Below are 22,775 nucleotides of genomic sequence, written 5' to 3'. Positions count from 1 at the left end.
TAGGAAATTATATCGGAAAGAACAATAATTTAAAAGGGATCTTTGTTTTCTTCTTCATAATGCGTATAATGAACAAACTCTCCTGCCAGATCTTTTTTCAAAAATTCTTTGGGAGTTACGCCAAATTCGGTTTTGAATGCGCGTAAATAGTGAGGATAAGAAGCGAAACCACATTTACTATAAACGGAACTTGAGCTGCCGTACTCTCTTAATAGTTGTTTTGAATAAAGTAGTTTTTTCTTCATTACGTATTGATGGAATGTAAAACCAGTATGTTTTTTGAATTCGCGAGTCACATGATATTTACTGATGAAGAATTCTTTTTCCATTTGTTTGAGGGAGAGCGGTTCACTCAAATTCTTTGCGACAAATTGAAGCATTTTTTCTAACCGTTCATTCGGTACAGTGAAATTTTCTTCCGAAATATGTTCTTCGATCTGTACCATACGGTTGAGAAAAATCAAATATTCAACTAGCGCTTGTTCATAACGAATATCTGCACCATAATCTTTTCGATCCAACGTTTGGTCGATAAAAGAAAGTTTTTCTTTTAGTACTTGTGGTTCAATATGTAATATCCGGCTGCGGCGTTCACCGATCGGCCAAAAACAGGCGGATAGATTGGACCACTTGGTGGAACGACTCTCTAGGAATGCAGGGGTGATAAACATGTAGACACGCTCGAATACGTCAGTTGACTGACGAACGATCCGATGCAGATCTCTTGAATGGATCAACAAAACATTTCCTGGTTGGATCGCAAACTGACGACCATCTAAATAAAAAATGGCTTCTCCTTCTAAAGTAGCATGGATTTCATAGAAATCATGATGATGATAAACCGTTTTGTTTTGGCTAACGATATCTTTTACATGATAAATCTCATACTGATCCGAAATCATCGTATTCACTTGTTTTCCATTGATCGGTTTCTTTTCCATCTCTATCCCCCTTTTCCCGATTGCTCACTATTGAACAATCGGGTATTCTATTATTTTCTTATCCTGTGGCTTGTTCCAACATGATTACACCTTGTTTTAGTGCATCATCCTTTGTTTCTTCTAAGACGATATAAAGATAGGGACGATGTTTCTGTGCGATGTTTACGATGGCTTCATAATCGATCATGCCTGTCCCTAGATCTACCGGGATGATCTCTTCTTTGTCAGAAACAATATAATCTTTCAGATGCAATCCGCAAATTTTTTCTCCAAACCGTTCAAAGGCTTCTTCGACTAAACTTACTTGTTGATGATAGTTTTTTGCAGTGATCAGATTGGTTGGGTCTAAAAGGATGCCTAGATAGTCCGAATCGATCTTAGCAACTAACTCTGCCACACGATCCAATGAATACAACGGATGATTCAAGCCTGGTTCGATGCCCACCATCATTCGATGCTTTTCTCCAGCTCGTACTAATCGGTGAATGGCTTCAACGATCTGTAAGAAGGCTTCATCTGAAAAGTTCTCCTCTGTATAACCCGCTTCACTCACGCTCCCCGTTTCGGTTGCGACCATCGTCGCCCCGAAGCTTGCAGCATATTGGAGATATCGTTCAAATTGACGAAGCACCGTTTCACGAACAGATAGATCAGGGTGGATCATGTTGATATAACAGCTTAAAATACCGACACTTATGCCTTCTTTTGCGAGAATATTTTTCATATATTGCCCCATTCCAGCATTGATGGCTTGTCCATCTGCTGCAAGTGTAGGAAATGAACGACTTAATGCTAATTGTAGCGTAGAAATGTTTTGTTGACGCGCTTTTTTTGCTAAATCATCCACGGTTTGTACGTGGCTCAAGTCATGACCTCTGGCAACTAAGTTTAAGTTCATCATGCCTTCTCCTTCATCCTAATAGATTCGGTAACCACATTACGATTTGTGGGAAATACGTAATCAACAATAAAACTGTTAATATGACACCGTAAAATGGTAACAGTGGCTTCAACATCGCTTCTGCTTTAACTCCACCAACACTCGCTCCTACATATAGTCCGGTACCTACTGGCGGGGTAATGGAACCGACACAAAGATTCATGATCGAAAATAAGCCATAGTGGACTGGATCGACACCAACACTTGTCGCGATCGGCAAGAAAATCGGCGTAAAAATCAAAATCGCTGGCGCGACATCCATAAACATCCCAACAAGTAACAAAATGATATTGATCAATAATAAAATAATGAAGCGATTATCAGTAACTCCAATGATCAGGCTGCTGATTGCTTGAGGTATCCCAGTAAATGCCATAGCGAATGACATCATGGAAGACGTCGCTAATAAAAACATGATCGTTCCCGACATCGCCACGGATTGTACCAACATCTTTGGTATATCTTGCAGTTTCACTGTCTTGTAGAAAAACATGGAAATCAATAAAGAATACAATACCGCAATCGCAGATGCTTCGATAGCTGTGAAGAATCCTGTCAAAATACCACCAATGATGATAACGATCAAAGCTAAACTTGGGATTGCTTCTTTTAACACTTTTCCGACTTGCTTCCCTTGTCCTTTTGGTACTGTCGGATATTTATTTTTCTTCGCCACTACAAATGCAACGAGCATGATTCCTAACGACCACAAAGCTCCCACTAAATAGCCACCCATAAATAGAGCTGAGATCGAAGCGCCTCCGGCAACTAAAGAATACATGATAAATGCTGTACTTGGTGGGATCACCATCCCTGTAGGTGCCGAAGCAATATTGACTGCTGTCGCAAATTTACGATCGTACCCTTCTTCGACTTGTTGCGGGATCAGCACGCCCCCAATCGCTGTCGAAGCAGCAATCGCCGAACTGGAGATTGAGCCGAACAATGCGTTTCCTAAAACATTCGTATGGGCCAAAGACCCAGGGATCCGACCAACAAACAACATAGCAAAATCAACTAATTTTTTAGCAATCCCACCATGGTTCATAATGATTCCTGAAAAAACGAAAAATGGAATGGCAATCAATGAGAAACTATTGATACTCCCGACCATTTTTTGCGCAGAACTAAACGCTGCCACATCAAAGGGAATCACTAATAACAACGTGAGCATCGATGAAAAAGCGATACTGATTGCAATGGGCATTCCAACAATCAATAAAAAGACAAAAACAAAAAATAAAATTGCACCTGCTTCTAAAGCCATCAAATTCCTCCTATCCCTTTTCCTGAACGACAGACTTCCTATTCATTGCTTCAATCAAATTGATCAAACTGTAGATAATGATCAAAACACCTGAGACCGGCACCGATAAATAGACATAGCCCATCGGAATCCCTAATGAAGGGGAAATTTGCCCCATCGTCAATGTCACAGCATTCCAACCACCATAAACCATGATCGTGATTGCAAAAGCCAGAAAAAGACACTGAACGACGATCTCCAATACATTTGCTTTCTTACCAGTCAGTTTCTCACTTAACAGTGTAACTGCTAAGTGCCCTTTTTGACCCACTACATAAGCGGAAGATAGCATCGCAAACCAGACTAATCCAAAACGCACTAATTCTTCTGTTACAGTATTTGGATTACCCAAAATCGTTCGCGAGAATACTTGCCACAAGACAATGATGATCATACCAATCAACAGACATGCTCCTAAAAATTCTAACAGCCGACTGATTCCTTTTTTCATCGATTACACCCCTTCTTCTTGGATCATTCGGTAAAGCGTTTGAAAATCTGGATGATTTTTGAATTCGTCATGCAACGGTGCGACTGCTTCACGAAATGGCGTATTGTCCACTTCATTGAACTGGACGCCATATTCTTTCGTTGCCACTCTTTTTTCTTCTTCGATTGCTTGAGCGAATGCTTCGATTTCAAAAATCGTTGATTCTTTCGCCGCTTCTTCAATTGCTTGTTGTTGCTCAGCAGTCAAACGTTCCTTGATCGCATCGTTCATGATGATGATATCCGGTACTCGTGTATGCTCATCATAGGAATAATACTTGGCTACACCACCATGCCCGGCTGTATACAAAACAAATTCATTGTTCTCTGATCCGTTGATCAAGTTTGACTGTAGCGAAGTATATACTTCGTCACTGCCCATCGGCACAGGTGATCCACCTAGTAGTTCCACCATTCTAATGGCCGTTTCACTTTGCATCACGCGGATTTTTTTCCCTTTTAGATCATCCGGTGTGTGGATCGGGCCATCGACCATATAAAAACTACGTTGCCCTGAATCATAATAGGTGAGACCAGAAAAACCTAAATCTGTCGTTGATTGATAAATGGGTTGCATGATCTCTTCGTTCTCCATGACATTGAAGAAATGTTGCTCATCATTGAACAAGTAAGGAACTGAAAAAATCGAATAGACTTTAGAGAAACTTTCTAACGCAGAAGCACTGACTTTCGTAAAATCAATCGCACCTGATTGAGTCAGTTCGATCAATTCACGTTCTCCCCCCAATTGACCATCAGGAAAATATTTTACTTTGACTGAGCCAGCTGTTTTTTCTTCTACTAACTCTCCGAATTTATTCATTGCATCAATGACTGGCTGACTATTACTGGCATAAGCAAAACGTAAAGTGATCGTTGCTTCTTCCTCTGCATTTGCGACAACACCAACACTTGACTGACTACTACAACCACTCAAACCGATGATTCCCAGTAAACAAAAAGCAAAAGCAAGTGTTTTTTTCATTTTTTTCTCCTTTCTATCAACAATACGACACAAGTAATTCTGTCAGACATAATACAAGTAACGATTGGCCATAAGGCATCGCTGTCTTACCGATCGTACGGTAAAACTCTAGATCATCGCCCATCCCTGTACCTACCGAAACATTTTGGACTTCGCCAGTTTCATCTACTTGCTCAAGCAATCCCTGAATGGCACGATAGGCGATCTCTAAATATTTCTTTGGCAAGTAGCGCTCATGCACTGCTTTTAAAATACCGTAAGCAAAACCTGCTGTCGCAGATGATTCTAAGTATGAGGTTGGATCATCGATCAAGGTATGCCATAAGCCACTTTCTGATTGATATTTTGCTAAGGTTTGCACTTGGGCTTCTAGCGTTTCGATTAATAATTTACGGAAAGCATCTCCTTCTTTCAGTTCCAGAATCGCGATGATCTCAGGAATCGCAATCGTCAACCAACAATTTCCTCGTCCCCAAAATGCTTCCGCATAATTATGATTACCTTCAAAGGTCCACCCGTGGTACCAAAGACCTGTACGTTTATCCATCAAATATTTGATATGGATCATAAATTGGTATCTGGCTTCCTCTAGGTATTCTGGACGATCTAGGAGCTTACCGATTTTGGCTAATGGCAAAACCGTCATCATCAACGTGTCATCCCACAATTGATTCTTATTTTCTGGTCCATATGTAGCGTGCTGTAATCCGTCTTCCTCTGTCCGAGGCATATCATTCATGACCCATTCCGCCCATTGTTGCAAGTAAGGCAAGTAGCGTGTATCACCCGTCTCCTCATATAAATACGCCATCGTGAGGATTGGTGCCATCGTGTTGACGTTTTTTGGCGGTGCGCCTTCTTGCATCCGTGCTTCAAACCATTCCTTCACCACTTCCGCCGCACGAGGATTTTTAGTCAACTGATAATTTTTGTAGATACCGTATAGCCCTACACCTTGTGGCCAATTCCAAACAGACCAACTTTTGTCATCCACCTTTAACCCATCAAAATCCAATAAAAATTCACCTGAATCATCGTTGATCTTCGTCAAATTCTCCACTAATCGGTCAATCGTTCCTTCTACAACTTCTTTCTGTACAAATAGTTCCTCTTTAATAATCAATTTTCCCTCTCCTTTTTAAACGCTTTCATTCTATGCTGTTAATATATCAGTAAACGCTTTCTCAATAAATAGCATCATTTGAACAAAAACTATCTAAAATTGACATAACGAGATTATTAATGGGTTTTCTGTAAAAAAGAGCCCTATCAAAAGAAAAACCATGACGCCTACCGCTCGTCATGGCTTCAAAATCAACCGTTTATAAAAATGTATACACCATAAAAAATGGCAAACATGCAAGTAAAGGAAACCAAAAGTAGTTCTTACGAAAACCCAACTCGCTATTCTCCTGATTCGCTCGCATCCGATCCCCTGAAACTGCTGTGCCAGAAAGTGCAATTCCGATCAAAAGTAAGCCAATGCCAATGTTACGTAAGATTTCTCGTTCCAAAAGAAAGGATAATCCAAGAGAAACGACACATGCAATCAACAAAGTAACAATATATTTCTTCAAGATCTCATCTCCTTTTTATAGAAAAATAGTAGCATAGCATATTCATCAAAATGCCTATTATTCGAGTTATCTAATACTTCTTTTTTTAGATATCAGAAAAAAAAGCTACGATATTTTATCTTCCAGCAACTCGCTGAGAGTCTATAAAAAATTGTTTCTGGAAATTCTTCTAGTATGTCAATGGATAGAAATCATACGAAAAACAAAAAAAACAACGAACCAAGTGAGAAGATTCTCTCATGCTTGATTCGTTGTTGGGACAACTTTTAGTTATGAATTACGCATTATATGCGTCGATAATGATTTGTTTCAATTCACTGATCAATGGTTCTTTTGGATTGGCTGTTGTACATTGATCTTCATACGCTAATTCAGCCATGCGATCAACTGTTGTGTCTAATGTTTCTTGCGTCACGCCTTGCGCTCTCAAGCTCATGTCGATACCAACAGATTTTCCTAAGTCGCTAACAGCTGTTGCTAATGCTTCTACAAGCTCTGCTGTTGTTTTCCCTTTCAAACCTAAGAACTTCGCGATATCTGCGTAGTCTGTATCCGCACGGAAGTAGTCATATTTAGGGAACATCGCATGTTTTTGTGGATCTTTCGCATTGTAGCGGATGATATGCGGTAATAGGATCGCATTTGTACGTCCATGAGGGATACCGTATTCTCCACCGATCTTATGCGCAACTGAGTGACAAATCCCTAAGAAAGCATTGGCAAAGGCCATACCAGCCATTGTTGACGCATTATGCATTTTTTCGCGTGATTCCATATCTGGTGTTTTCACTGATTTTTCCAAGTAGTCGAAGACTAATTTGATTGCTTGTAAACTTAAACCACGAGTGTAATCAGAAGCCATCACAGATACATAAGATTCGATGGCATGTGTCAAGACGTCCATACCTGTATCAGCTGTAACTGAAGCAGGAACTGACATAACAAATTGTGGGTCAACGATCGCCACGTCTGGTGTTAATGCGTAGTCAGCTAACGGATATTTCACGTGTGTTTCGCTATCTGTGATTACCGCAAATGGTGTCACTTCTGAACCAGTTCCTGATGTTGTTGGGATACATACAAACTGAGTTTTTTCAGGTTTGTCGATCTTGTACGTACGTTTACGGATATCTAAGAATTTTTGTTTTGCACCAAAGAATGAAGTATCTGGGTGTTCATAGAACATCCACATGCCTTTTGCCGCATCCATTGCTGATCCGCCCCCAAGAGCGATCACTGTATCTGGTTTGAAGTCCGCCATCATTTTTGTACCAGCGTAAACTGTGTTTGTTGAAGGGTTTGGTTCAACATCTGAGAAGATCTCGATTTTCACATCATTTTTACGACGTGCTAATACTTCTCTTACAGTGTCACAGTAGCCGAATTGGACCATACCTGGGTCACAAACGATCATGACACGTTCAACGTTTTCCATTTTTTCCAAGTAAAGCAAAGAGTTCTTTTCAAAGAAGATTTTTGGTGGTAATTTGAACCATTGCATGTTATTTCTCCGTTTCGCTACAGTTTTGACGTTGATTAAGTTGACTGCTGATACGTTTCTTGAAACAGAATTCTTTCCGTATGAACCACAACCTAGTGTCAATGATGGAATCATTTCGTTGTAGATATTTCCGATTCCGCCTTCTGCTGATGGTGTGTTGACTAAGATACGACAAGCTTTCATGCGTAGTCCAAATTGAACATGCAACTCTTCGTTTTCTGAATGGATGACAGCTGTATGTCCTAATCCACCAAGGTTCAACATTCCTTCACATAATTCGAAAGCATGTTCTGTACTGTTTGATTTGACCATTGCTAAAACTGGTGAAAGTTTCTCACGTGAAAGTGGATAATCAGGCCCTACGCCTTCTAATTCTGCCACTAATAATTTTGTTCCTTCTGGTACATTGATCCCTGCTAATTTTGCGATATCCATTGCTGAATGTCCCACGATCGCAGGATTTACAGCGTATTTACCTTCATTCATGACAGCATCTTCTAATTTTGAAAGCTCTGCTGGTTTAACGAAGTAAACTTGGTGTGCTTGGAATTCTGCTTTTACGGCTGCATAGATTTCTTTATCTACGATGACTGCTTGTTCAGAAGCACAAATCATTCCGTTATCGAATGTTTTTGATACGATCAAGTCATTCACTGCACGTTTTACTTTTGCTGTTTTTTCGATATATGCAGGAACGTTACCCGGTCCAACACCTAAAGCTGGTTTACCAGTTGAATAAGCGGATTTTACCATGCCTGCACCACCAGTTGCTAATACGATCGCAATTCCTGGGTGGTTCATCAACATTGAAGTCGCATCGATCGATGGATGCTCGATCCATTGGATACAGTTTTCTGGCGCACCTGCTGCGATGGCTGCATCACGAACGACTCTTGCTGCCTCAGCGGAACATTTTTGAGCGCTTGGATGGAAAGCAAAAACGATTGGGTTTCTGGTTTTCAAAGCGATCATTGATTTAAAGATCGTTGTTGAAGTTGGGTTTGTTGTTGGTGTTACTCCACAAACGACGCCGACTGGTTCAGCAATCTCAATCAATCCTTTTTGAGTGTCTTCATTGATTACTCCGACAGTTTTGTCATATTTGATACTGTTCCAAATATATTCTGAAGCATACATATTTTTGATTGCTTTATCTTCATAGATGCCACGGCCAGTTTCTTCTACAGCCATTTTTGCTAGAGGCATGTGCTGATCTAATGCAGCCATTGCCATTTCATGCACAATGTGATCTACTTTTTCTTGATCAAAACTTTCCATTTCTTTCAACGCAACATTTGCTTTTGTCGCCAAGTCGTCGATCATCGCTTGTACATCAACAGTTTTCGTCTCTTCTTTTTCCATTATTTTAGCCATTATGTTCCTCCTACTGAGTCATGGTTATTTGTTAATTATTTCACATACACATCATACAACACTTTTTTTTCGATGTAAATACTTTTTTGTGATTTTTTTCACAGTTATATTTTTCTTTAGAAACAGGCCGTTCCACAAGAGCGATTATCGAGTAACCGTTCCATAATGGCAGACGTGATTTATTTAGCAAAGTCACAAAAAAAAAGACTGATCGCCTTCTTTTCTCTATACGAGATAGGAATGACGACAGTCTTTTTGATAAAGAATGATCGAACTCCGTATACATTTAGCCAACGCGTGGCTAACAACCGGTGTTTACAATTCTTTTTCTTCTTTTTTCTCTTCAGGTGTTTCTGGAACTTCAACAGTTTCAATTACTTCTGGTTCTGTCGGTTCTTCTACTGGTGCGATTGGTGTGCTTGTCATCGCGCCTGTACCTGGTTTTACCGTTTTGATGGCTGCTCGATCGTATTCTAAAAAGATCCCTTCGCAGTCTAAAACAACTGTACGATTTGTCTCGTCGATTTCTGAGACTACGCCATGAAGTCCACCGATCGTGACTACTTCATCGCCAGCTTTCATACTATCAAGCAAGTTTTGACGTTCTTGTTGTTGTTTCTTTTGTGTACGTGACATAAAGAACCACATCCCTAATAGGGCAACGAACATCACTAACATTGGTAATGAACCCATTTTTTTCACCTCACTAACTAAATATCTACACTAAACACTTTAGCAGAAAAAGGCGCTAGAAACTAGTTTTTTAACTAAATTTCACAAATCCTGCTAGAAACTTTTTGCGTTTTCTTTATTGAACCCATACTCTTCGAAAAAGGCTGCACGAAACTCTAATAAGTTATCATCCATAATCGCTTGTCGTACTTGTTTCATCAAGTTTAATAAGAAGTATAGATTGTGATAAGACGTTAAACGGATACCAAATGTTTCATCGCATTTGATCAAGTGACGAATATACGCTCTCGTATAATTCTTACAAGTATAGCAATCACATTTTTCATCGATTGGACGGAAATCCCGGGCATATTGCGCATTTTTTACGACTAATCGGCCTTGCGATGTCATACATGTTCCGTTACGAGCGATTCGGGTCGGTAGAACACAGTCGAACATATCGACTCCACGAATCACGCCATCAATCAATGAATCCGCAGCTCCTACTCCCATCAAATAACGTGGTTTATGATCTGGGATCAATGGCGTCGTAAATTCTAAGACACGGTTCATCTCAGCTTTTGGTTCACCGACAGATAAACCTCCGATGGAATACCCAGGGAAATCCATACTGATTAAGTCTTTCGCACTTTGTTTACGTAAATCTTCAAAACCAGCTCCTTGGATGATACCAAATAATCCTTGACGATCTGGATTCGCATGAGCTTTCAATCCACGCTCTGCCCAACGAGAAGTTCGTTCAACTGATTTTTTCACATAATCATAGCTCTCATCAAATGGAGGACATTCATCAAAACTCATCATGATATCAGAACCTAATTTATTTTGGATGTTGATGGCTTTTTCAGGAGACAAGAACATTTTTGAGCCGTTCAAGTGGTTTTTGAAATGCACACCTTCTTCAACGATGTTACGCATATCACTTAATGAGAAGACTTGAAATCCACCAGAATCAGTTAAAATCGGCTGGTCCCAATTCATAAATTTATGCAAGCCACCTGCTTCTTCGACCAAATCTTCTCCAGGACGAAGCCATAAATGGTAGGTATTACTCAAAATCACGCCTGCACCCATTTCTTTTAGTTCTTCCGGCGACATAGTTTTAACGGTAGCTAATGTACCCACAGGCATAAACATCGGCGTTGGAAAAGTTCCATGAGGAGTAATCAATTCACCAAGGCGGGCGCCTGTATGTTTTTCTTTTTTTATTAAACGATAACGAATGGCAGGTTCTGTCATTCAATTCCCTACTTTCTTTTATAGAATCGCGTTTGCAACTCCCACCATCATAATCTTTTCAACTGCTTTTTGCAAGAGCTTCTCTTTTTTTATAGGTTTTTTTAACCTGCTTTTTTTGTGAACCTTTCAATAACGAAAGAGGATTCCTAGAGCAAAATCAGTCCTTCTTTGATATACTAAGACTATCAAAAAAAAGGAGTGGAAAATATGGTATCTTCTGGGGAATTAAAACAACAAGCAAAAGAAAGCTTAAAGGGACGTTGGGGGCAAGCAATTCTATTAAATCTGATTCCAACATTGATCACAATTGCTATTATTCTTATTTTAGCTTTACCTACTGCTTTACTGATTGCAACGATGCAAGACAGTAGCGCAATGCAAGAAATGGTGAGTGGTTCAAGTAGCAGTAGTTCAGGCGGAGGGATCGTTTCTACGATCATCAGTGCATTGTTCATGAGTGGGATTTCTTGGACCTATTTAGACATTATCCGTGGGAAACGAACAACGATCGAACCATTCAAAGATGCTTTCCGCGGTTTTTCAGGCGTATTCTTCGGTGGCGTTCTATTGTTAGCACTAGTGACAACGATTTTCACTACGTTATGGGCATTGCTTTTAGTCATTCCTGGGATCATCAAAGGGTATGCCTATTCTCAAAGTTATTTCATTTACTATGATGTCGTAACAGAAACAGGCGAAAAACCAAAAATCCTTGATACGATCACTGCAAGCCGCAAATTGATGGATGGCTACAAAGGAAAATTATTCTGGTTAGACTTATCGTTTATCGGATGGCACATCTTAGCAATTGCCACAGTCGGTATCGGTTATCTATGGTTGAATCCATACATCACTGCAACTAAAGCTGCTTTTTACGAACAATTACCAAAACAAGTTTAATCAGCTTTTTCACCATAATAAAAAGGATTGGAAAATCTCCAATCCTTTTTTGGTGTTTATTTTTTACATTTCAGATTCTGGTGCTTCTACTGTCTCTTCCTCATCTGGCAATTGGTGGAACTTGATCAATTCATTGACCCCAATCGGTATGATCGACAAGATTCCTACTAAGAACCAATGATTCAAACTAATATGAACTAACCCAAATAATTCTTGCGTGAATGGTAATAAAGCGACTGCTGACGTGATAAGAAGGGAAAGAATCGCCATTTCCACTAACGATTTATTCGTTGCTAAGTTCACTTTGAAAATCGATTGACTACTACGAACATTAAAGACATGAAGGATCGAAGAGTAAGCCAATACTAGAAATGCAACGGTTTGGCCAACTTCTTGACTAGCATCAACCCAAGGGCTGATCGTATCAACGAAGCTTCCTAAGTAGTAACCAAATAAAGTGACTACCGTAAATATTCCTGCATTGATGGCAATTTTCTTCATTAGACCACGAGCGAAAATCCCTTCATTTTTAGGAATTGGTGCTTCATTCATGATCCCTTCCTCTGCTGGTTCTCTTCCTAGAGCGAAACCAGGTAGTCCATCAGCGACAACGTTTACGAACAACAGTTGAACGGCTGTAAATGGTGCCCCCCAACCAACTAACATCGCAATCAATACGATAAAAATCTCAGAGATATTACAGCTTAATAAGAAGTTGATCGCTTTTCGAATATTTTGATAAACGGAACGTCCTTGGCTAACTGCATCAACGATCGTAGCGAAGTTATCATCGGTCAAAATCATGTCAGCGGCACTTTGCGCTACATCTGTACCGGTGATCCCCATTGCACATCCAACGTCACTCGCTTTCAATGCTGGCGCATCGTTCACACCATCGCCTGTCATTGCGACCACAGCACCTGTTCGTTGCCATGATTTGACGATTCGGATTTTATCTTCTGGGGTTACGCGAGCATAGACGGATAAATCTTTTACTCGATCATCCAATTCTTCATCAGATAACGCACGGAGTTCCGCACCTGAAAGAGCTTCGTTACTATTGGTCAAAATTCCCAATTCTTTGGCAATCGCACTGGCAGTGACGACATGGTCCCCAGTGATCATCACTGTTTTGATACCAGCTTTTTTCGCACGCTTGATAGCGCCTTTACTTTCAGGACGCGGCGGATCGATCATACCGATCAAGCCAATCAAACGTAGATCTTTTTCTAAAGCTTCTGAAGTGATTTCTTGTGGTTTTTCGTCATACGTTCGATAACCTACTGCAATTACACGTAAGGCACGTTTCCCAAAACGGTCGTTGACCACTTCTGCTTGTTCAACATCTCCAGACGTAAATTTTGGTGCTAAGACATCAAATGCGCCTTTTGTGATAGAGATATACTTATCACCCATTTTATGGACAGTCGTCATCATTTTTCGATCAGAGTCGAATGGAAGTTCGTCAACCCTTGGGTATTTTTCTTCTAATTCTTCTTTTGTATGATAGTTTTCCTCAACTGCACGTACAATTGCTGCTTCCGTTGGATTACCTTTGACGATCAATTCATCGTCCTCTTTTTCAACCGTCACATCTGTACATAATGCAGCCATTTTTAAAATTTCCATCGCGCTATTTGTCATTGAATCTTCGACATCTGTTACTTCATCTTCTTTACTCCACACACGACGTACGCGCATCCGGTTTTGTGTCAGTGTACCGGTTTTATCCGAACAGATGACATTCGCAGTACCGAGCGTTTCAACAGCTGGCAGCTGACGAATAATCGCATGTTTTTTCGCCATTTTCTGTACACCATAAGCAAGTGTCAATGTAACGATAACAGTTAATGTTTCTGGTACTGCGGCAACAGCCAACGAAATCGAAGTCATGAACATTTCAAGTAACGGTTCCCCTTGAAGTTCACCAATCAAAAAGACTAAGGCAGCAGCTGCTAATGCAATCACACTGATTCGCTTCCCTAATTGATTCAAACGGACTTGTAGTGGTGTTTTCTGCATTGTATGGTCATTTAATAATCCGGCGATTTTTCCCATTTCGGTCTGCATACCAATCGCTGTGACGATCGCTTTCCCACGACCAGCGGCAACGGTACAGCCTTTAAAGACCATGTTTAATTGGTCACCGAGAGAGTCATCTTCTTGACTTATGTAACCTGCGTCTTTTTCGACAGCCTCACTTTCACCGGTTAGAGCTGATTCTTCTACGCGTAATTGTGATGTTTCTACTAAACGAGCATCTGCTGCAATCGCTGATCCTGATTCTAAAATCAGCACATCTCCAACGACTAGATTCTCAGCATCTACTTTTTCTACTTTCCCATCTCTAAGGACCGTAGCGGTTTGTTTATTCATATCTTGGAGAGATTCTAATGCTTTTTCTGCATTTCCTTCTTGAACAATCGCTAGAACTGAATTGATAATAACGATCGCAATGATCAAGAGTCCTTCGAATAGGTCACCATGTTCTGTTGCAAATGCGGTGTAAAATGAAATGACTGCGGCAACTAATAAAACAATTGTGGTAAAATCTGAAAGACTTCGTATAAATTTTTTGAAGAGTGATTCTTTGGGAGCTTCTTCGAATTGATTTTTTCCTTGTTGCCGACTTCGTTCCTTTGCTTCACTCATCGACAACCCTTGATCTATATCTACTTTTGTTTCTTCTGCTATTTCTTCTATTGTTTTTTTGTAACTATCCATCCTATACTCCCTTTCTTTTAAAAATGAACGTTATGTTAAGGTACGATTTTAGTATAACATCATTTTTTTAATCAATTCAACTATATCGCATATATATATGTAGAGAAAAATTTTAAAATAATCAATACATATCGATTGCAAACGCTACCAAAACGTGGTATGATTTAACCATAAGGAAGGAGGAAAAGACAAATAGATAGAAGAATTTCTCGATAGAGTAGTATAAGCAAACAAAGTTGTTAGAAGTACAAGTTTCACCTTAACGAGCATGTGAAGTAACCATTATAAATAGTGAATGCGTATGACTGTTTGAAACGAAAATCGTTCAAAAAAAGAAGTAGTGGGATACGTAACAATTAAATAACATGAACATCTGAAAATTGAATAGGAACAAGAGATGATTCAACTGTTGAAGATGTAAAGAAAACAAGATTTTTTGTTTATCAAGAAGAAATTCAACACCGTACTTTGCATGTTCTATGGAAAGTTACACTAATTCTATTTATTTGTTTCCTTCCGAAGCACAAAAGCCCCGACTAATCGAGAGTCGGGGTCTTTTTTATCTTAAAAAGTTACTTTACAAACATCGCATCTCCAAAACTGAAGAAACGGTAACGTTCATCGATGGCATGTTGATAAGCTGATAATGTTAATTCTCTACCAGCAAACGCACTGACTAGCATCACTAAAGTGGATTTTGGCAAGTGGAAATTCGTAGAAAAAGCTTCAACTACTTTGAACTCATACCCTGGCGTAATAAAGATATCGGTCCAGCCACTATCTGCTTTGATCTCCCCATCAAATTTCGTACCAATCGTTTCTAATGTGCGGATTGAAGTCGTTCCTACTGCCACGATTTTCCCGCCATTTTGGCGAACTTGATTCAAACGAGTAGCAGCTTCTTCGGTCAAACGATAAAATTCACTGTGCATTTCATGCTCTTCGATTTTATCGACACTCACTGGACGGAAGGTTCCTAGACCGACATGCAGTGTCAAATACACAAGCTCCACGCCTTTTGCTTTGATTTCATCTAATAATTCTGTCGTGAAATGTAAGCCAGCAGTTGGTGCAGCTGCTGAGCCATTTTCTTCTGCATAGACAGTTTGATAGCGATCTGGATCTTCTAAACGTTCTTTGATATAAGGCGGTAACGGCATTTCGCCAAGCGCTTCTAGATTCTCTAAGAAAATCCCCTCATAAGCAAACTCAATGATTCGTCCACCATGATCCAGCTCTTCTTTCACAACTGCTTTTAAACGTCCGTCACCAAAAATGATCTCTGTCCCTACTTTGGCACGTTTGGCTGGTTTGATCAGTGTCTCCCAGGTGTCACCTTCTGTATTGGTCAAAAGCAATACTTCTAAGTGGGCACCCGTCTCTACTTTTTCACCGTATAAGCGCGCAGGCAATACGCGTGTATTATTCATCACTAACGCATCACCAGGATTTAATTCCTCAATGATTTCATGGAAATGTTTATCCATCATCTCACCTGTCTTACGGTCAACTACAAGTAATCGGGAATGATCCCGGTCTTTTAATGGTGTTTGGGCAATCAGTTCTTCGGGTAACTCAAAATCGAAATCTTCTGTTGTTAACATATCGTCACTCACTTTCTCTGTTTGGCCCTTTTATTTTACCATTTTATGCCGACAATGCCAAAAAGCAAAAATCTTATCCTTCCATTCATTTATGATTAGTTGCGTTATCTTTTCAGCTATATTTTATTTATAATTTCAAAAAACGCCTACTAGTCTAGTTATTTGTATAGTAAATAAATCATCAAATTTGTATTCCTTAGTTATTTTAGGCATACTATTATAAGAACATTCTTTATGGAAAAGAAAAGAAGAGGTGCAATGATGATCGAATTTCAGAATGTATCAAAAATTTATAAAGGTGGAAAAGTCGCGGTCGAGAACGTCAATATTTCTTTTGAAAAAGGCGAATTCATCTGTTTTATCGGTACAAGTGGGAGCGGAAAAACCACTACGATGCGAATGCTTAACCGCATGACAGACCCGACAGAAGGTCAGATTTTGATTGATGGAAAGTCGATCCAAGAAATCAATCCCGTTGAACTCCGACGACAAATCGGCTATGTGATCCAAAGTATCGGTTTGATGCCTCACATGACGATCCGGGAAAATATCACTCTTGTCCAAAAATTATTGAAGGTCAGCCAAGAAGAACGGAACAAAACAGCAGAGAAAATGATCGACCTGGTGGAACTTCCTCGTGAAATGCTTGATCGTTACCCACATGAATTATCTGGTGGTCAACAGCAGCGTATCGGTGTCGTTCGCGCGTTAGCGGCGAATCAAGACATCATTTTGATGGATGAACCTTTTGGAGCATTGGACCCTATCACAAGAGATTCCTTACAAGATTTAGTCAAGGATCTGCAAGAACGTCTAGGAAAAACCATCGTCTTCGTGACACATGATATGGATGAAGCAATCAAATTATCCAGTCGTATCGCGATCATGAGTGAAGGTAGAGTCATTCAATTTGATACGCCACAAAATATTTTACGCCACCCTGCCAATGAATTTGTCGAAGAATTGATCGGTGAAGATCGCTTACTTCAAGCCAAACCAGATACCACAAAAGTAGGCGAAGTCATGCTGAACCAAGCCATCACGATCACGCCAGAAAAATCATTGCAAGAAGCCATCAAATTGATGCGTGAAAAACGCGTCGATACGCTTTTAGTGACGGATAATTCAAATACCTTAAAAGGATTTATCGATGTTGAAACAATCGATAAGAAACGTGGAAAAGTCTCGAGTGTTGGCGATATCTTGAACAAGGATGTTTTTTATGTAAAACAATCTGCTTATTTACGTGATACCCTACAACGAATCTTAAAACGTGGTTTAAAATATGTGCCAGTAGTTGATGAACAAAATAAAGTCGTTGGTATTTTAACTCGAGCCTCTCTTGTCGACATCGTCTATGACGTGATCTGGGGCGAAGAACCATCGCTTACTGATGCAATTGGTACGCCATCTGAAACAAAGGAGGTTTAACCAATGGCCGAATTTTTTCAACAACATGGCGCTGAGATCCTCTCAAAAAGTCTCGAACATCTCTATATTTCAGCAATTGCATTGGTCATCGGGATTGCCGTTGCTGTTCCTTTAGGTGTTCTTTTGACGCGTTTTCCTAAAGTCGCAACGATCGTTATTGGACTGACCAGTGCGTTACAAACAGTCCCTTCTCTTGCCCTATTAGCACTTATGATTCCATTATTCGGTGTCGGTAAATTGCCTGCAATCATTGCCCTATTTATCTATTCCCTTTTACCTATTTTAAGAAATACCTATATTGGGATGAAAAATGTGGATTGGAATTACCGCGATGTCGCAAAAGGCATGGGGATGACAAATATCCAATCGATTTTTTCTGTCGAATTGCCGATCGCTATGCCGACGATCATGGCAGGTATCCGGTTAGCAGCAGTCTATGTGATTGCATGGGCAACCCTCGCCTCTTACATCGGCGCAGGTGGGCTAGGCGATTTGATTTTTAGCGGTTTGAATAATTATCAACCCGATTTGATTTTCGCTGGTACGATCCCTGTAACAATCTTAGCATTGCTTGCAGATTTCTTATTAGGACTATTGGAGAATCGGTTAACTCCGATCGCATTGAGGGAGGAGAATGACGAATGAAACGAATCAGAAATAGTGTCGTTCTCGTATTGACCGTCTTATTACTTGCAAGTTGCTCCTTCCCAGGATTGGCAAGTAATACGGATGAAGATACGATTTCTATCACCGGTGGGATCACTTCTGAAGCTCAGATCATTGCCAGTATCGTTGCCGGGATGATCGAACATTATACAGAAAAAAATACGACGATCATCAATAATTTAGCGACGACAACAATCAATCATCAAGCGATGATCAACGGAGATGCTTCGATTTCTGCCGCTCGCTATACAGGGACAGATTTGACGACTACCCTTAATCTGCCACCTGAAAAAGATCCCGCAAAAGCGTTCGATATCGTAAAACGTGAATTTGAAAAAAGGTATGATCAAACCTGGTTCCCTTATTATGGGTTCGAGAACACCTACGTTTTTCTTGTTCGCAAAGATACTGCGGAAAAATACAATTTAAAGAAAGTCAGTGACTTGAAAAATGTCGCCGATGAACTTGTCGCTGGAGTGGATACTTCCTGGATCAATCGTAAAGGAGATGGCTATGACGGCTTCAAAGAAACATATGGCTTTTCATTTGATTCTATCTTGCCTATGCAGATCGGTCTAGTCTATGACGCCGTAGAAGCTGGGCGAATGGATATCGTTTTAGGGTATTCCACAGACGGTCGTATCGCTAGTTATGATCTAGTCATGCTAGAAGATGACTTGAGTTTTTTCCCACCTTATGACGCTGCACCGGTTGTAGATAATCAACTATTAAAAGATACGCCGGGATTAGCAGAAGCATTAACAAAATTAAGTAATACGATCAGCACTGAAAAAATGCAACAATTGAACTATGAAGCAGACAATAATTTGGTTGAGCCTTCTGTCGTCGCAGAGCGCTTTTTAAAAGAAAACCAATACTTTGGAGGGGAGTGACGATAATGGAAAACATGAATTGGCTTGAACAATTTATTTATTATTTTCAAGAGAATGGTACGTATGTCTTTTCACAGTTCCTACGTCACTTTCTCATTTCGATCTATGGCGTACTTTTTGCAGCAATCGTCGGTATCCCCGTTGGTATTCTCATTTCACGAAAACGTAAGTTAGCCAATTGGGTGATCCGTTTTGCAAATATCATCCAAACGATTCCTTCGTTAGCCATGATCTCGATCTTGATGATCGGGTTAGGTTTAGGAGTAAATGTCGTGATCGTTACAGTTTTCTTATATTCGCTACTACCGATCATCAAGAACACGTACACTGGGATGATCCAAGTCGACAAAAATATCCTTGATGTCGGTAAAGGGATGGGGATGACAGCCAGCCAACGTCTCTTTATGGTAGAACTACCGTTGTCTGTGTCAGTCATTATGGCAGGCATTAGAAATGCTTTGGTCGTTGCCATCGGGATCACCGCCATCGGTGCCTTCGTCGGAGCTGGCGGATTAGGAGACATCATCATTCGTGGGACCAATGCCACAGATGGTACGTCGATCATCTTAGCCGGAGCCTTGCCAACAGCCTTCATGGCAATCATCACCGACTGGGTCTTAGGGATCATCGAACGCCGTTTAGACCCTGCGGCAAAGCATTCAAGATGATGAACATAGAGAATGCATAATTGAACCCAATAGATTTCTATCTTTAAACAATTGAAAACACCGCCAGTTCAAGAAATAAACGCTTGATTTGGTGGTGTTTTTTTACTGAAGTTCAGATTGATAATCATTGACTAAATCTTCTGGTATGTACAGTTCTATATAAACTATAAATAAATGAGTTGCTACTTACTCTGACAATAATGATGAAAAATCAAACACCATATCAATGATTTGTGCCACTTCACCTAACTCAGCTAGAGTGGCTTTCTCTACAAAGCGTACATTTCTCTGCTTTTCCATAAAATCAAATGTTTTGATTTGAAAAGGATTGATATATCCTTGTAGTTTATGACTCTTATCTAATGCAATATAGTTTTTATATTTCGTATCAGTAATTGGACAAACCGCACACATCCCTGTTACTGCATTATAATGGTTCGCACTGACAACAATTGCAGGTCTTCTTTTTTTAATCTCTCTACCTATGCTAGGATTGAAATTAATAATCACGAAATCTCCTTGTTTAGGCGTATAGCCATTAATAGTATATACCATTAAATAATTTCCTTTCCTACAAGTGAATCCTCAGGAAATCCAGCACTTGCATTAATTGTTTCATCATTTTCAAATGCTTCATCAAAAATATTTTTTTTCTTTTTTATAAACGTGATTGTATCGTCTTCCCCCTTAACAGCAATGTACTCAACATTCTCTTCTATACCAAATTTAGTAGGCACAGTCAAAACAATCGCATTCCCTTGTTTCCTAGTCTTCATAATTTTCGCCTCCATTCTATCTATTATCATCATACTATAAACAAAAAAATAAATACAACGTGAATACATTTTCGGTTAAATTGAACACCTACTCCAATATCACATAACCATAAAAGACCTTAGAACACCAAAATACTGTTCTAAGGTCAAAGAATTGTCTCTATATCACATGTGCTTATTTTTTCAGATGATAACTATACGTACTTACAACGATATTCTCCCGCCAAGAAAGACGCAAACGTAATCTTAGACTCGTCTGATTATGCAAGATGTTCTGCCATCTGCGATTCGGTACAAATTGTGGAATCAACACTGTCGTCGTGTAATTTTGTTTCGCCGCATTTTTGCTGACTATATCCACATAACGCAAAATCGGATTTTGGATCGATCGATAAGAAGAATGGACGATTGAAAGACGAACATCTGGAAAATGCTTTTTAAATTCTGCTTGGATCTCTTTTTCCTTTTCGATATCCTCATCTAACGATACGTGCATGGCAACGACATAATCACCGATTGAACGTGCATAATTCAATGCCCCCGTATTTACACGTGTAACATTTCCTACAAGCACCAAGACTGTATTCCCTTCATATTCATGCAAATTCACTTCATCTTCTAAACGGAGCTGTTCCGCTACTTTTTGGTAATGATCATGGATTTTATAGAACACGAACATGACGATCGGCATGATGATGAAGAATGGCCAAATATCTCCTAAGCGGTAAACAAATAAAATTGCGATGATAGCATAAGAGATGAATGCTCCAGTAATATTCGCAATGGATTTCGTCCACCACTTTTTGCCTTCTTTCTTCCATTTGATGACCATTCCTGTTTGCGATAACGCAAAAGGAATAAAGACACCGATCGAATACAATGGAATCAATCGTTCCGTAGAACCATTAAAAATAAACAAGAGCACGATAGAACCTAACGCAAGGGTGATGATCCCGTTCGAATAGCCTAAACGGTCTCCACGATCTTGGTACATATGAGGCATAAATTTATCTTTTGCTAGATTATACGCTAAAACTGGAAAAGCAGAGAAACCTGTATTTGCCGCAACCGCCAAAATCAAGGCTGTCGCAAATTGCAAGATATAATACAAGATTCCATGCCCAAACACAGCTTGACCGATTTGAGAAAGAACAGTCACTTCTTTTTCAGGAACGATCCCATACCAATAGTTGATAAACGTGATCCCTACAAAAAAGAAGCCTAAGATCAATGCCATCATCGTCAAAGTCATTGCTGCATTTTTCGCGCGTGGCTTTTTGAAGAACGGTACTGCATTACTGATTGCTTCTACGCCAGTCAATGAAGAAGAACCAGAAGAAAATGCTCGTAAAATCAAGGCTACAGATACTCCAGGAACAACTGCGCCTGGAAGAGCTGTTGCTTGTAATGGTACTGCTCCAGTCACAATATTAAACAAACCAACGACAATCAATAAGGAGATGACGAGAATAAATGTATAGACTGGGAATAGTAAAAACGAAGCTGACTCTCTCAGTCCACGTAAGTTCAACATCATCAACAAGAGGACGATAGTCACTGAAATCGCTACTTGATGCCCATATAGAGCGGGTATAGCAGAAGTAATCGCCTCTGCACCGGCTGAGACGGAAACCGCAACAGTCAGCATATAATCGATCAATAAAGACCCGCCCGAAATCAGTCCAGCATTTTTACCGAGGTTCTCACTACTAACAACGTAAGCCCCACCCCCGTGTGGATATGCGTGAATGATCTGCCGATAAGAAAGAGTTAATGAAATCAATAAAATAATAACAAATGCAGCAATTGGCAATGAATACCAGATCGCAGCAGCAGACAACGCCACTAATACCACAACGATTTGTTCTGTTCCGTACGCAATCGATGACAACGCATCGGAAGATAGTAGTGCTAACGCAGCAAACCTTGTTAATTTATGCTCGTCGTTTTCCGCCGACTTCAACGGCTTCCCTACTAACAACCTTTTTAAGTAATCCAATTTCTATGCTCCTTTACACACCTTTTCCCCTACGAATTACAGGTGTCATTTTTTATAGTAAACAAGATG

Annotated in this window: 20 protein-coding genes; 5 read left to right on the top strand and 15 right to left on the bottom strand. The window is 39.9% G+C overall.

From position 1 onward, the window contains the following. Positions 1–29 precede the first annotated feature (29 nt). From IGJ39_RS01280 to tgt, 10 genes are all read right to left on the bottom strand, one after another. Positions 30–941, bottom strand: a complete 912-nt coding sequence (locus tag IGJ39_RS01280) for an AraC family transcriptional regulator (RefSeq protein WP_019722415.1) — start codon at positions 939–941, stop codon at positions 30–32. A 58-nt stretch (positions 942–999) separates the two neighbouring features. Continuing rightward, entirely contained in the window at positions 1,000–1,839 is an 840-nt protein-coding gene (locus IGJ39_RS01275; protein ID WP_019722416.1) for a sugar phosphate isomerase/epimerase family protein, read from the bottom strand. A gap of 13 nt (positions 1,840–1,852) precedes the next feature. Next, positions 1,853–3,148, bottom strand: a complete 1,296-nt coding sequence (locus tag IGJ39_RS01270; protein ID WP_019722417.1) for a TRAP transporter large permease — start codon at positions 3,146–3,148, stop codon at positions 1,853–1,855. Between the two features lie 10 nt (positions 3,149–3,158). Beyond that, positions 3,159–3,638 (bottom strand): TRAP transporter small permease, encoded by a 480-nt coding sequence (locus tag IGJ39_RS01265; RefSeq protein ID WP_010736585.1) that lies wholly within the window; start codon positions 3,636–3,638, stop codon positions 3,159–3,161. Positions 3,639–3,641: 3 nt separating this feature from the next. Beyond that, positions 3,642–4,661 (bottom strand): TRAP transporter substrate-binding protein, encoded by a 1,020-nt coding sequence (locus IGJ39_RS01260; RefSeq protein ID WP_019722418.1) that lies wholly within the window; start codon positions 4,659–4,661, stop codon positions 3,642–3,644. A 16-nt stretch (positions 4,662–4,677) separates the two neighbouring features. Then, on the bottom strand, positions 4,678–5,784 hold the full coding sequence (gene bglB / locus IGJ39_RS01255) for a beta-galactosidase BglB (protein WP_019722419.1): 1,107 nt from the start codon (positions 5,782–5,784) through the stop codon (positions 4,678–4,680). Between the two features lie 199 nt (positions 5,785–5,983). Next, on the bottom strand, positions 5,984–6,238 hold the full coding sequence (locus IGJ39_RS01250) for a hypothetical protein (protein ID WP_010736588.1): 255 nt from the start codon (positions 6,236–6,238) through the stop codon (positions 5,984–5,986). A 277-nt stretch (positions 6,239–6,515) separates the two neighbouring features. Then, positions 6,516–9,113 (bottom strand): bifunctional acetaldehyde-CoA/alcohol dehydrogenase, encoded by a 2,598-nt coding sequence (adhE, locus tag IGJ39_RS01245; protein WP_019722420.1) that lies wholly within the window; start codon positions 9,111–9,113, stop codon positions 6,516–6,518. 315 nt (positions 9,114–9,428) lie between these two features. Next, positions 9,429–9,806 carry a preprotein translocase subunit YajC gene (yajC, locus tag IGJ39_RS01240; RefSeq protein ID WP_010736590.1) on the bottom strand — a complete coding sequence of 126 codons (378 nt, stop codon included), beginning with the start codon at positions 9,804–9,806 and terminating at the stop codon, positions 9,429–9,431. A gap of 93 nt (positions 9,807–9,899) precedes the next feature. Further along, positions 9,900–11,045: a tRNA guanosine(34) transglycosylase Tgt gene (gene tgt, locus IGJ39_RS01235; RefSeq protein ID WP_010736591.1), complete on the bottom strand. Its 1,146-nt coding sequence runs from the start codon at positions 11,043–11,045 to the stop codon at positions 9,900–9,902. Positions 11,046–11,252: 207 nt separating this feature from the next. Here tgt and IGJ39_RS01230 point away from each other — a divergent pair, with 207 nt between their 5' ends. Next, positions 11,253–11,945 (top strand): DUF975 family protein, encoded by a 693-nt coding sequence (locus tag IGJ39_RS01230; protein ID WP_019722421.1) that lies wholly within the window; start codon positions 11,253–11,255, stop codon positions 11,943–11,945. Between the two features lie 63 nt (positions 11,946–12,008). Here the strand turns inward: IGJ39_RS01230 and IGJ39_RS01225 are convergent, their stop codons facing one another. Further along, positions 12,009–14,669, bottom strand: a complete 2,661-nt coding sequence (locus tag IGJ39_RS01225) for a calcium-translocating P-type ATPase, PMCA-type (protein WP_195339236.1) — start codon at positions 14,667–14,669, stop codon at positions 12,009–12,011. Positions 14,670–15,241: 572 nt separating this feature from the next. Continuing rightward, complete coding sequence (queA, locus tag IGJ39_RS01220; RefSeq protein WP_010736594.1) at positions 15,242–16,273, bottom strand: tRNA preQ1(34) S-adenosylmethionine ribosyltransferase-isomerase QueA; 1,032 nt, start codon at positions 16,271–16,273, stop codon at positions 15,242–15,244. 261 nt (positions 16,274–16,534) lie between these two features. Here queA and IGJ39_RS01215 point away from each other — a divergent pair, with 261 nt between their 5' ends. The 4 genes from IGJ39_RS01215 to IGJ39_RS01200 are packed head-to-tail and all read left to right on the top strand — an operon-like array spanning position 16,535 to position 19,931. After that, entirely contained in the window at positions 16,535–17,704 is a 1,170-nt protein-coding gene (locus tag IGJ39_RS01215; RefSeq protein ID WP_019722423.1) for a betaine/proline/choline family ABC transporter ATP-binding protein, read from the top strand. 3 nt (positions 17,705–17,707) lie between these two features. Further along, the gene (locus tag IGJ39_RS01210) at positions 17,708–18,349 is read left to right on the top strand and encodes an ABC transporter permease (RefSeq protein ID WP_010736596.1); all 642 of its coding nucleotides are present in this window, start codon (positions 17,708–17,710) and stop codon (positions 18,347–18,349) included. Beyond that, entirely contained in the window at positions 18,346–19,263 is a 918-nt protein-coding gene (locus tag IGJ39_RS01205) for an osmoprotectant ABC transporter substrate-binding protein (protein ID WP_438764115.1), read from the top strand. Before IGJ39_RS01210 ends, IGJ39_RS01205 begins: the two co-directional genes overlap by 4 nt. A gap of 5 nt (positions 19,264–19,268) precedes the next feature. Beyond that, positions 19,269–19,931 carry an ABC transporter permease gene (locus IGJ39_RS01200; RefSeq protein WP_019722425.1) on the top strand — a complete coding sequence of 221 codons (663 nt, stop codon included), beginning with the start codon at positions 19,269–19,271 and terminating at the stop codon, positions 19,929–19,931. A gap of 186 nt (positions 19,932–20,117) precedes the next feature. Here IGJ39_RS01200 and IGJ39_RS01195 read toward each other — a convergent pair whose 3' ends face one another. The 3 genes from IGJ39_RS01195 to IGJ39_RS01185 form a co-directional block, all read right to left on the bottom strand. Next, positions 20,118–20,486 carry a type II toxin-antitoxin system PemK/MazF family toxin gene (locus IGJ39_RS01195; RefSeq protein ID WP_019722426.1) on the bottom strand — a complete coding sequence of 123 codons (369 nt, stop codon included), beginning with the start codon at positions 20,484–20,486 and terminating at the stop codon, positions 20,118–20,120. Next, positions 20,486–20,707, bottom strand: a complete 222-nt coding sequence (mazE, locus tag IGJ39_RS01190; protein ID WP_019722427.1) for a type II toxin-antitoxin system PemI/MazE family antitoxin — start codon at positions 20,705–20,707, stop codon at positions 20,486–20,488. The genes IGJ39_RS01195 and mazE overlap by 1 nt, the downstream gene beginning before the upstream one ends. A gap of 175 nt (positions 20,708–20,882) precedes the next feature. Further along, complete coding sequence (locus IGJ39_RS01185) at positions 20,883–22,706, bottom strand: APC family permease (protein WP_019722428.1); 1,824 nt, start codon at positions 22,704–22,706, stop codon at positions 20,883–20,885. Positions 22,707–22,775 lie beyond the last annotated feature (69 nt).

It is taken from the genome of Enterococcus sp. AZ140 (assembly GCF_051714405.1).
Taxonomy (GTDB): domain Bacteria; phylum Bacillota; class Bacilli; order Lactobacillales; family Enterococcaceae; genus Enterococcus_B; species Enterococcus_B pernyi.
The sequence above is the reverse complement of the archived record's forward strand: the minus strand, read 5'-3'. Positions and strand labels throughout refer to the sequence as shown.

Excerpts from the sequence above, each read along its gene's own strand:
- IGJ39_RS01265 (WP_010736585.1), bottom strand. The coding sequence starts at position 3,638 with ATGAAAAAAGGAATCAGTCGGCTGTTAGAATTTTTAGGAGCATGTCTG.
- IGJ39_RS01205 (WP_438764115.1), top strand. The coding sequence starts at position 18,346 with ATGAAACGAATCAGAAATAGTGTCGTTCTCGTATTGACCGTCTTATTA.
- adhE (WP_019722420.1), bottom strand. The coding sequence starts at position 9,113 with ATGGCTAAAATAATGGAAAAAGAAGAGACGAAAACTGTTGATGTACAA.
- queA (WP_010736594.1), bottom strand. The coding sequence starts at position 16,273 with ATGTTAACAACAGAAGATTTCGATTTTGAGTTACCCGAAGAACTGATT.
- IGJ39_RS01275 (WP_019722416.1), bottom strand. The coding sequence starts at position 1,839 with ATGAACTTAAACTTAGTTGCCAGAGGTCATGACTTGAGCCACGTACAA.
- yajC (WP_010736590.1), bottom strand. The coding sequence starts at position 9,806 with ATGGGTTCATTACCAATGTTAGTGATGTTCGTTGCCCTATTAGGGATG.
- IGJ39_RS01215 (WP_019722423.1), top strand. The coding sequence starts at position 16,535 with ATGATCGAATTTCAGAATGTATCAAAAATTTATAAAGGTGGAAAAGTC.
- tgt (WP_010736591.1), bottom strand. The coding sequence starts at position 11,045 with ATGACAGAACCTGCCATTCGTTATCGTTTAATAAAAAAAGAAAAACAT.
- IGJ39_RS01230 (WP_019722421.1), top strand. The coding sequence starts at position 11,253 with ATGGTATCTTCTGGGGAATTAAAACAACAAGCAAAAGAAAGCTTAAAG.
- IGJ39_RS01280 (WP_019722415.1), bottom strand. The coding sequence starts at position 941 with ATGGAAAAGAAACCGATCAATGGAAAACAAGTGAATACGATGATTTCG.
- IGJ39_RS01210 (WP_010736596.1), top strand. The coding sequence starts at position 17,708 with ATGGCCGAATTTTTTCAACAACATGGCGCTGAGATCCTCTCAAAAAGT.
- IGJ39_RS01200 (WP_019722425.1), top strand. The coding sequence starts at position 19,269 with ATGGAAAACATGAATTGGCTTGAACAATTTATTTATTATTTTCAAGAG.
- IGJ39_RS01260 (WP_019722418.1), bottom strand. The coding sequence starts at position 4,661 with ATGAAAAAAACACTTGCTTTTGCTTTTTGTTTACTGGGAATCATCGGT.
- IGJ39_RS01195 (WP_019722426.1), bottom strand. The coding sequence starts at position 20,486 with ATGGTATATACTATTAATGGCTATACGCCTAAACAAGGAGATTTCGTG.
- mazE (WP_019722427.1), bottom strand. The coding sequence starts at position 20,707 with ATGAAGACTAGGAAACAAGGGAATGCGATTGTTTTGACTGTGCCTACT.
- IGJ39_RS01225 (WP_195339236.1), bottom strand. The coding sequence starts at position 14,669 with ATGGATAGTTACAAAAAAACAATAGAAGAAATAGCAGAAGAAACAAAA.
- IGJ39_RS01270 (WP_019722417.1), bottom strand. The coding sequence starts at position 3,148 with ATGGCTTTAGAAGCAGGTGCAATTTTATTTTTTGTTTTTGTCTTTTTA.